The organism is Microcoleus sp. BM001215392 (assembly GCF_036700185.1).
GTDB lineage: Bacteria > Cyanobacteriota > Cyanobacteriia > Cyanobacteriales > Microcoleaceae > Microcoleus.
In genome coordinates, this window is record NZ_JAUBOJ010000269.1 from 2,640 (window position 1) to 10,505 (window position 7,866).

The following is a 7,866-nucleotide window of genomic DNA, read 5'->3' on the forward strand; positions in this document are numbered from 1 at the left end:
TGGATGCGGACTGAAGTCCGAACGATCAAACCGTTTTTAGGGTTGGTAGTCAGGACTTTAGTCCTACTCTTGGATGTGGACAAAAGTCCTGACTACAAACAAGACTATTTTACCGCAATAAATGCAGTCTCAAGCGTACAAGACTTTTGGAACGATGTCACAATGTTTTTTGTAGTTGCCCGTAAATCCATAATTGGTTTGTAGTGAGGACTTTAGTCCTAATAAGATGTCGGATAATTCACCGAACTTGCTGTCACGATGACCTCCAGCATACGATTAAAGGGGATTCACTACGCGCGCACAATTATTAAATATACTTCCCGAGCCTAAGATTCGTTCGTAATGAGGACTTTAGTCCGCTCAATTAGAGGACTAAAGTCCTCACTACGAACAGTGTTGATTGCTGGTTGGTGACCGGACATAATATTATCCATCCTCTGAAACACGGCGCAATATTTTCTCCCCAATAAGCGCGTTCCTTGGGTTATCAACTAGCCCTGTGTCGAGTAGCACAACACCAAAAAGTACCGCCCATCCCTTGGCGCGTTGCAGTGTTGCTTCCGAAGCATTTGCATATTCTGCGATCGCCCGTTGGCGTGCATTTCGATCGCCAAAAAGCATCCAAATAGCAGCAATATCTGTCGCAATATCGCCAGATGTCATGTCGCCCCAATCAATAATCCCGGCGATCGCACCGTTGGCAACCAGCACGTTTCGCGGGTGAAGGTCGCCGTGCAACCATGTTGCTTCAACGTCAACAGGCGCGTTTAAAGCCACATTCCAAGCATTCTCAATCTCTCCATTAATCAGGTTAGTTTTCGCCTTCAACCGTTGCATCCGTTCCTCAACAGAAACCGCCCGCTGCTGCAACGGTACGCCGCGAAAGGCATTTGATGGCGCATTCAATGGTGCAGGTACGTGCAACGATCGCAAGAAAGAGGCAAAGCGTTTTGCTTGATTGGGGTGGGGTTCCTGTCGATCGGCAGTTACACCGGGCAGCCAAGGCAATACACTCCACCGCCAAGGATAACCCCCTGCTGGCTTGCCCACCCTGCAAGGGGTTGGAACAGCGATAGAAAGCCGATCGGCCAAAAGTGGCAGCCAAGTTTGCTCGTTTTCGATTAGGGCGGCTGCTATTTTGCGGCGCGGGAGTCGTACAGACAACTCGTCGCCCAGCCGAAACATTGCATTATCCCAACCACAATCAACGAGATGAATCGGCAGGTGTTTCAAATCAGGATGCTGGTTTTCTAACAATCTGTAGACGAGGGCTACATCTATTTCGACTTCGGATATCGGTGTTCCTATCGAACTCGGTTTTGCCTCCAACTCCATATATATTTGCCTTTTTACCCTGACTGTCGCTTTTTTAAGGATAACGGAGGGCGATCGCGAACAATGCTGCTGCCACAAACGCTGCTAACGCCCGAATATGATTCCACATTGTCCAGCTAACAAGGTAGCTAGCCCATAGTTTCGCGCCCTCAGCGCTTCCAGGCTCGACTTTCGCCAGCGCATCGTTTAGCGGTACATTAAATGCGATCGTCACGAATACCGTACCGACGAGATACAACAAGCCACCAATCAGCAAATAGGCAGCACCCGGTTGATGCGACTTGAATGAGGAGATAATCAGAAAGATACAAGCCGCAGCAGTTCCAAAAAGCGCCGTCATAAACAATGGATCGATCGCGGTAATATTGATCGATTGCATGGCCGCAATCCCCTGGGCCGGCGGGAGTCGGCTAAGGGCATTCATCACGAAGGTTGAGAAGGCAAAAAATACTCCTGCTATCAGTCCGCAGCCCAGTGCCGAGAACAGCTTTAATGCGAAATGTTGTTGCATAATTAGAGGTTGCAGTATCATCTTACCTTCCTAGCAGTTAAGCGACTTGGACGCGAGCATTGGCGATCGACTCCGCTAACGTTTGCCCGCCAAACTCGTCATTCTCAACACGGATAAAAGTGATATCGGTGATGCCAATAAACCCAAAAATTGTTCTTAAATAATGGTCTTGATGATTTAGCTTCTCGTTGTCTTCACCAGGCCCAAAACCCGAACCACCTCGCGCTGTGATGACAAACATTTTCTTACCCAACACGAGCGGTTTGTAAGGATTTGCAGCATCCTCTGAGTCATAGACAAAGGTTCGCCCCGGACGCACAATTTGGTCAATATACGCTTTGAACGTACTCGGAACGCTAAAATTGTACATCGGAATGCCGATGATACAGACATCCGCAGCTAATAATTCGTCCACCAGTCGATCGCTAATCCGAATCGCTTCGGGCAGTTCCGGCGTGCGTTGTTCTGGCGCTGTATAAGCCGCCGCAATCCACGGTTCATAGATTGGCAGATTATCGATCGATTTGCCAGAGCCAGATCGTACCTAATTGAGAATGAGCAACCTCTGACACAAACCGCATCCCCACTTTCTGTAATACCCGATTGGAAGCATTAGTTTCAGCCAGAGTATGAGCGTTGACGGCTCGAACTTCCTCGCGACCAAAAGCATAGTCAATTAGCCCCTGCACCGCCTCAGTTGCCAATCCGCGATTCCCATATTCGGCAGCAATTTCATACCCAATTTCGACAATACCTGACTCATTCGGTTGACCTTTGAAACCTCCGTTGCCGACAAGCACTGACTCTTGCGGGTGAATAAAAAAATATCCATTCCAACCATTAGGAAGCGGTAAGGATTCATCATCAGGAAGGGAAAATGCGTGAGGGAAGTGAGGCCAGCTATCAGGTACTGTGACTTGCAAAAGTTTTGCCAGCTCGCTTTTACTGCTCAAAAAAACCTTGATGTGAATCCGTTCGACGGGGAGTAGTTGCAGATTTTTAGTTTTAATCATTTTTATGCCTTTTGTTCAAAATTGCGATCGCACAATTCAGCAAGCACGATTTTCACCTATTGCCCCGTTAATAAAACATAGCGCGAACCTGCCATAGATACCAGGCCGCCCACAGCGAGAACAGCGCAAACGGCGAAAATAGCAGGGTGCCAAAACGAATAAACTTGGCATTAAGTTCGCGCACCAGAATAAAAGTAAAAGAGTACCAATAAAGCACGTTTGCCATTTGTGCCGCTAGCCAACCAATATCGCTGCCGCTGTCAAGCCAAAAACAACCTACAATCAGCAGAGGTACAGACCATAAAAGATCCGCAACTCCCAATCCATAAGTTACCATTAGGTCAACACGTTCTGCTTCTGCTTCGACAACCGATGGACGCGGCAGGCGCAGGAAAGCAAATATCCAGAAACCCAAGTGCAGTATCGCTGCAATTCCATTCACCGTTGCAATCAGCTTGATTCCACAATCTGTGATTGCTTGACTTTGCATCGTTGTGGAAATCATTGTAGCTACTCCTTAATCTTTCCCCTTGGCATACTTGAGCTGAACTAATTCCGTCGGATACTTTTGTACTTCTATTAACTTTAACTTCATCTCTGTCGGAGATGACAAGAATAAGGGTATTCCTTTGCCTAAAATGATAGGTACGACGAACAGAATATATTCATCAATTAGTTGAGATTGGAGGAATGCAGCGATTAATTCGGCGCCTCCAACTAACCAAATTCGTTTGAGTCCTTGCAACTTCATTTCTTGGAGAAATTTATCCGGGCTTGCGGACGTAAATAATACATCATTGCGTTCAGATGATAGGCTTTGTTTGGTAAAAACGTAGGATGGCTTCTCAGGATGCGGCCACTCGCCAAAGCTCAACACCTGTTCGTAGGTTTTGCGCCCCATCGCCAATCCATCGATCGATCGATAAAACTCACCATACCCGTGGTCGGTTTCCTCCGTCTCAAAAGCTGTCAGCCAATCAATACTACCGTCTTTACGGGCAATATAACCATCCAGACTGCTTGCAATATAAAGTACGATTTTTGTCATTGATTAACCTCCTTTCCAGGGCGATGCTTGTGCAAGAATAAGTCATTTAGCGTTACTGTCATGACTGAGATAATCCGCTCGATTTAGGCGGTAAACAAAACAGTCATCGTCACCAAACTGTCGCGGTTCCACAAATTGAAAGCCAAGACGTTCATAGAAGCGGTGGGCGCGGGTATTGCTGGCCAGTGGATCGATCAGTACAGCCGTCACCGCAGAGTCGCAAAAACATCGCGCCAGTGCAAGCTGCATCATTTTTGTGCCATAGCCTTTGCCCAAATCTGTCTCTTCTCCAATCCAAATGTCGATCGCACGTAGATTCTCTGGAACATCGCCCCAGTAGTGACTATCCTCAAGTGCTGGATCGATAATCTGAATAAATCCGATCGCCCGGCCATCAATTTCAGCAATCAATTGCTCTCGACCGTCGGGAGTGCGATCGAGTTCTATCTCCCAACCCCAATCATCGTTAGGATCGGCGTTAATGACATGAGGTTGTTCATCCCAATGTCGCAGCAGAGCTAAATCAGCGGAGGTGGCGGGGCGTAGATTTATCATCATTCATTACTTTTGAAATTTAATTTTTAGTGCCTTGATTAATGTTAACCAAGAAAATGACATACTGCTTCCATATTATGTCCATCTGGATCTAAAACAAAAGCACCGTAATAATCAGGATGATAGTGAGTTCGCAAACCCGGAGCACCATTATCTCGCCCTCCTGCTGCTAGCGCTGCTGTGTAAAAAGCCTGAACCATCTCATGAGTTTCTGCACGAAAAGCAACATGAATTCTCGGAGTATTTACCTCTGCCTCTGTAATCCAGAAATCGGGATTTCCGTCTATTCCAAAACCTGCGAGAGATATGGAACCAGTCACAGAAGCATCAAACTCTTTCAGCAATTGATAACCAAGCGGGGCTAAGGCTTTGGTGTAAAACTCTTTGCTTTTCTTGAAATTACTAATGTTAATGCCAGTATGGTCAATCATCAATTTTTACTACCATTTATTTGTTGCATTTAGGAGTTGAGGGATATCACTTATTGATTCTCAGTAGGAGTAATCCACTGGACAAGTTGAATCACCACACCATTGGGGTCTGTAACCTGAAAGAATTTCTCTCCCCACGGTTCAGTCTCGATCGCAGCCGCAATCGGCACGCCTTCTGATTGATGGCTAGCTAATATCCCCAATATGATAACAAAAATGGCTTGTAGTGTGGAATGCAAGTCCGCAAAAAGGAGCGGACTTGCATTCCACACTACGAACATTGAAAGTGCTGAAGCAGTAATCTGCATAATTACTTCTGATAGTTAGGACGAGGGAGACTTTTATTTTTCATTTGCTTTTCTCTAATTTTAAGGTGCATTTTTAACTCGTTCGTAAACTTCCCCAATTCCTCCTGGCGGGACGGTTTCATATTGCATTGCGTCATCGTTGATGCAAAACCAACTTGCTTTTGAGCTTGTATAAAAATGCGCCACTGGTTGCTGTTCAACAAATGTGTCCATGACGCTCGCCGGGACAGCAATATGGTTTAATTCATGACTGACTATTGGCATATTAGAGCCACATTTGCTACAAAATGTTCTTCTCAAATACGATGACGAATTGAAATAACTGAGTAAGTCTTCGCCTTGCAACCATTGAAACGTTTTCGATTCTGCATGAAGGAAGGGTGCGAATGCTGAACCATGTATTTTCTGGCAGATTTTGCAATGGCAGAATGTCAGAAAGTACGGCCCCTCGAACTCAAAGGCGATCGCCCCGCATTGACATGAACCTTTGTTGTACATTTGTCAACCCTCTTTTGAAACTTAACAATAAAAAAAGGTGTAAACTCAGATTTTTGGTATTGATGCGATCGACTCTCAACCCACTTCTACGAGCATTTAACCGGATAAGATTTACTACCAAAGTCTAAGGTAATGGCTGAGTTTAGCTGAGTGGTGAGACTAGGGCTGCCCTGTCTGACAATAATACCAGGCTCCATACTAATTACCAAGGGACTGGTGCCACCAAAAACATCGCGCAAGACTGGAGTTGTCCAAAAGCTGTAATCGCCATCACTGCCAAAATTTGCCTCTAAATATCTAAATTTACTTTCGCTGGATTTATAAACAGCGGTGGCTTTTACGTAGATATTTTGTACTGAATAGCCATAGCGTTTTACTAGAGAAGTTTCGGTCAAAAGGTCAAATTCTACATCAAAAATAGGCAGTCTACCGGGTGAAATCTTTGCCCGACAAGTATGTACCTGTGCCATTGCTACTGGGTTGGATGTTTGGGGATTTTCTTCGCAGGAAACTGGAAATGTTTTGCGCCGAAAATCTACTGATATAGTTGCATTAAGTTTGGCTGCTGTGTTGGCATATTGCGATCGGCCCGACATCCTGCTGATGACAAGCGGTTGATTTTTTTCTATGCTGAATTCCCGCAAAATGGGAGTTGTCCAGTAGTCATAGTCTCCATCTGTTCCGTAGAGTGCATCCCAGACAAGAATCTCTTGTGGCGTTCGATCTGGGCGCTGGCGTTTTGTAACAACAGGCAAGTGTTTAATTGACGCATCGATAAAATCAAATTCTACCTCAAATGCGGTTTTTCCATAGGGCGCGATTTGCGATCGACAGGTGTACGTCGCAGGGGCTGGCGGGGGCAAATTTTGTGAATTGGCAATTGGCGATCGACAGCCAATGCCAAGTAAGATACAAAATAGTGCGATCGCCAGAGGTTGCCAAAATACTTGCAACCTTAGCGCTTTTAAGGATTTGAAGCAGAATTTTTTGAGGTTGTGCTTATCTAATATTTTCACGGCACTTTTTCAATTTTTCTGTTGTTAGCGATCGCTGCCATGTTGCCAGATTTATCGGATCGGTTTCGATCGCGCGAATGATATTCACCCGGTGATACGCTCCTGCCTCTCGAATATAGCGCTCGATCGCATCATATGCAATTGTTAGTTGTGTTTCTTTATATTCGGCTAGAAAACAGTTTTCATTTTTATCCATCATAAAAGAGATTTCTTCGCCAGTTTGCGCCCGAATCTTGGCATAGAGGTAATCGCCCCAGATGAATTCGCTAAAATGTCCAACCAGCTTTTTAGAGGCAACGATGCGATCGGGGTGCGTCTCTATTTGAGAAAGGGTAGCGGGCATACTGAGGGGTTTATAGATAGGTTCGGGCGATCGCCCCAACGAAGATATGCTTGAATTTGTAGCTAGCTTGCAGGCACTCAAGAGCAAAACTGATAACACAGGGATAAGCAGAAATTTGTTGTTCAAAAGCATCATCAATATTGCTCCTTTACACCTTCACCAAAAATTGATTCAACCTACCGGATTTAAATTTTTTGGTGGCGGCATTTTGTCAAATTTAGGCAAATCTGGATTCATACAATCCCACGGTTGGGCACTAGCTGCGTAAACATCTATTGTAGGCCCAAACCAGCTCGGATCGTCAAGACTGCCTGCCATGATGCCCATGAGTTCAGTATTGGGTGGTTTGCTAAATAATCGCGAACCACAGTTAGGGCAAAATCCACGATCGACAATTCCCCCGCTATCGCCCGTAACATTATAGTATTTGACATCGCCTGTAACAGTGACAGCATGACGAGGAACCAGCATCGCAGCAGCATATGCAGTACCTGTCGCTTTTTGGCAATCCCGACAATGGCAATTTCCCATCACAATTGGTTCTGCTGAGCATTCGTAGCGGATATTTCCGCACAGACAACCGCCAGTAAAAGGTGTTTTCATACAAGTATCTCCAGATGCTTATCAGTTATGTTAACTTGCTGAATGCGTTTCGTTCCATTCCAGGATTTGCGATCGGCGGTATAGGAATAACGGCAGTTAAAATTAGCCGTAGGGTGCGGATACATCGACAATCTCTCAATTCAACAGTTGACAGTTGACAGTTGACAGTTGACAGTTGACAGTTTAAGAGCGACCTCTACCTAGA

The 7,866-nt window shown here is 45.5% G+C and carries 14 protein-coding genes; 1 reads left to right on the forward strand and 13 read right to left on the reverse strand.

The window, feature by feature from the left end; translation table 11 throughout:
* Positions 1–204 (forward strand): hypothetical protein (locus QT974_RS23720; protein ID WP_442933210.1); only part of this gene is annotated, 204 nt, incomplete at its 5' end.
* Positions 205–426: 222 nt separating this feature from the next.
* Here the strand turns inward: QT974_RS23720 and QT974_RS23725 are convergent.
* The 13 genes from QT974_RS23725 to QT974_RS23785 all read right to left on the reverse strand — a co-directional run bounded on the left by QT974_RS23725 (position 427) and on the right by QT974_RS23785 (position 7,661).
* Positions 427–1,335, reverse strand: a complete 909-nt coding sequence (locus QT974_RS23725) for an aminoglycoside phosphotransferase family protein (protein ID WP_333470871.1) — start codon at positions 1,333–1,335, stop codon at positions 427–429.
* Between the two features lie 34 nt (positions 1,336–1,369).
* Positions 1,370–1,714: an anthrone oxygenase family protein gene (locus QT974_RS23730; protein WP_333470872.1), complete on the reverse strand. Its 345-nt coding sequence runs from the start codon at positions 1,712–1,714 to the stop codon at positions 1,370–1,372.
* 169 nt (positions 1,715–1,883) lie between these two features.
* Positions 1,884–2,366, reverse strand: coding sequence for an FMN-dependent NADH-azoreductase (locus QT974_RS23735; protein WP_333470883.1), 483 nt, complete (start codon positions 2,364–2,366; stop codon positions 1,884–1,886).
* The gene (locus QT974_RS23740; RefSeq protein ID WP_333470873.1) at positions 2,359–2,859 is read right to left on the reverse strand and encodes a GNAT family N-acetyltransferase; all 501 of its coding nucleotides are present in this window, start codon (positions 2,857–2,859) and stop codon (positions 2,359–2,361) included. The genes QT974_RS23735 and QT974_RS23740 overlap by 8 nt, the downstream gene beginning before the upstream one ends.
* Positions 2,860–2,926: 67 nt before the next feature.
* The gene (locus QT974_RS23745; RefSeq protein WP_333470874.1) at positions 2,927–3,364 is read right to left on the reverse strand and encodes a hypothetical protein; all 438 of its coding nucleotides are present in this window, start codon (positions 3,362–3,364) and stop codon (positions 2,927–2,929) included.
* A 12-nt stretch (positions 3,365–3,376) separates the two neighbouring features.
* A complete protein-coding gene (locus tag QT974_RS23750) occupies positions 3,377–3,907 on the reverse strand; it encodes a dihydrofolate reductase family protein (protein WP_333470875.1) in 531 nt (176 codons plus the stop codon).
* 42 nt (positions 3,908–3,949) lie between these two features.
* Positions 3,950–4,465, reverse strand: a complete 516-nt coding sequence (locus QT974_RS23755) for a GNAT family N-acetyltransferase (RefSeq protein ID WP_333470876.1) — start codon at positions 4,463–4,465, stop codon at positions 3,950–3,952.
* A gap of 41 nt (positions 4,466–4,506) precedes the next feature.
* Positions 4,507–4,893 (reverse strand): VOC family protein, encoded by a 387-nt coding sequence (locus tag QT974_RS23760; protein ID WP_333470877.1) that lies wholly within the window; start codon positions 4,891–4,893, stop codon positions 4,507–4,509.
* A gap of 50 nt (positions 4,894–4,943) precedes the next feature.
* A complete protein-coding gene (locus QT974_RS23765) occupies positions 4,944–5,201 on the reverse strand; it encodes a hypothetical protein (protein ID WP_333470878.1) in 258 nt (85 codons plus the stop codon).
* 60 nt (positions 5,202–5,261) lie between these two features.
* A complete protein-coding gene (locus QT974_RS23770; protein WP_333470879.1) occupies positions 5,262–5,699 on the reverse strand; it encodes a GFA family protein in 438 nt (145 codons plus the stop codon).
* A gap of 86 nt (positions 5,700–5,785) precedes the next feature.
* Positions 5,786–6,715: a hypothetical protein gene (locus QT974_RS23775; protein WP_333470880.1), complete on the reverse strand. Its 930-nt coding sequence runs from the start codon at positions 6,713–6,715 to the stop codon at positions 5,786–5,788.
* Complete coding sequence (locus QT974_RS23780; RefSeq protein ID WP_333470881.1) at positions 6,699–7,193, reverse strand: hypothetical protein; 495 nt, start codon at positions 7,191–7,193, stop codon at positions 6,699–6,701. The genes QT974_RS23775 and QT974_RS23780 overlap by 17 nt, the downstream gene beginning before the upstream one ends.
* A 36-nt stretch (positions 7,194–7,229) precedes the next feature.
* Positions 7,230–7,661, reverse strand: a complete 432-nt coding sequence (locus tag QT974_RS23785; RefSeq protein WP_333470882.1) for a GFA family protein — start codon at positions 7,659–7,661, stop codon at positions 7,230–7,232.
* Positions 7,662–7,866: the final 205 nt, after the last annotated feature.

Bases quoted from the DNA above. Each gene is read 5' to 3' on its own strand.
- QT974_RS23725 (WP_333470871.1), bottom strand. From the start codon at position 1,335: ATGGAGTTGGAGGCAAAACCGAGTTCGATAGGAACACCGATATCCGAA.
- QT974_RS23730 (WP_333470872.1), bottom strand. From the start codon at position 1,714: ATGCAATCGATCAATATTACCGCGATCGATCCATTGTTTATGACGGCG.
- QT974_RS23740 (WP_333470873.1), bottom strand. From the start codon at position 2,859: ATGATTAAAACTAAAAATCTGCAACTACTCCCCGTCGAACGGATTCAC.
- QT974_RS23745 (WP_333470874.1), bottom strand. From the start codon at position 3,364: ATGATTTCCACAACGATGCAAAGTCAAGCAATCACAGATTGTGGAATC.
- QT974_RS23750 (WP_333470875.1), bottom strand. From the start codon at position 3,907: ATGACAAAAATCGTACTTTATATTGCAAGCAGTCTGGATGGTTATATT.
- QT974_RS23755 (WP_333470876.1), bottom strand. From the start codon at position 4,465: ATGATGATAAATCTACGCCCCGCCACCTCCGCTGATTTAGCTCTGCTG.
- QT974_RS23760 (WP_333470877.1), bottom strand. From the start codon at position 4,893: ATGATTGACCATACTGGCATTAACATTAGTAATTTCAAGAAAAGCAAA.
- QT974_RS23765 (WP_333470878.1), bottom strand. From the start codon at position 5,201: ATGCAGATTACTGCTTCAGCACTTTCAATGTTCGTAGTGTGGAATGCA.
- QT974_RS23770 (WP_333470879.1), bottom strand. From the start codon at position 5,699: ATGTACAACAAAGGTTCATGTCAATGCGGGGCGATCGCCTTTGAGTTC.
- QT974_RS23780 (WP_333470881.1), bottom strand. From the start codon at position 7,193: ATGATGCTTTTGAACAACAAATTTCTGCTTATCCCTGTGTTATCAGTT.
- QT974_RS23785 (WP_333470882.1), bottom strand. From the start codon at position 7,661: ATGAAAACACCTTTTACTGGCGGTTGTCTGTGCGGAAATATCCGCTAC.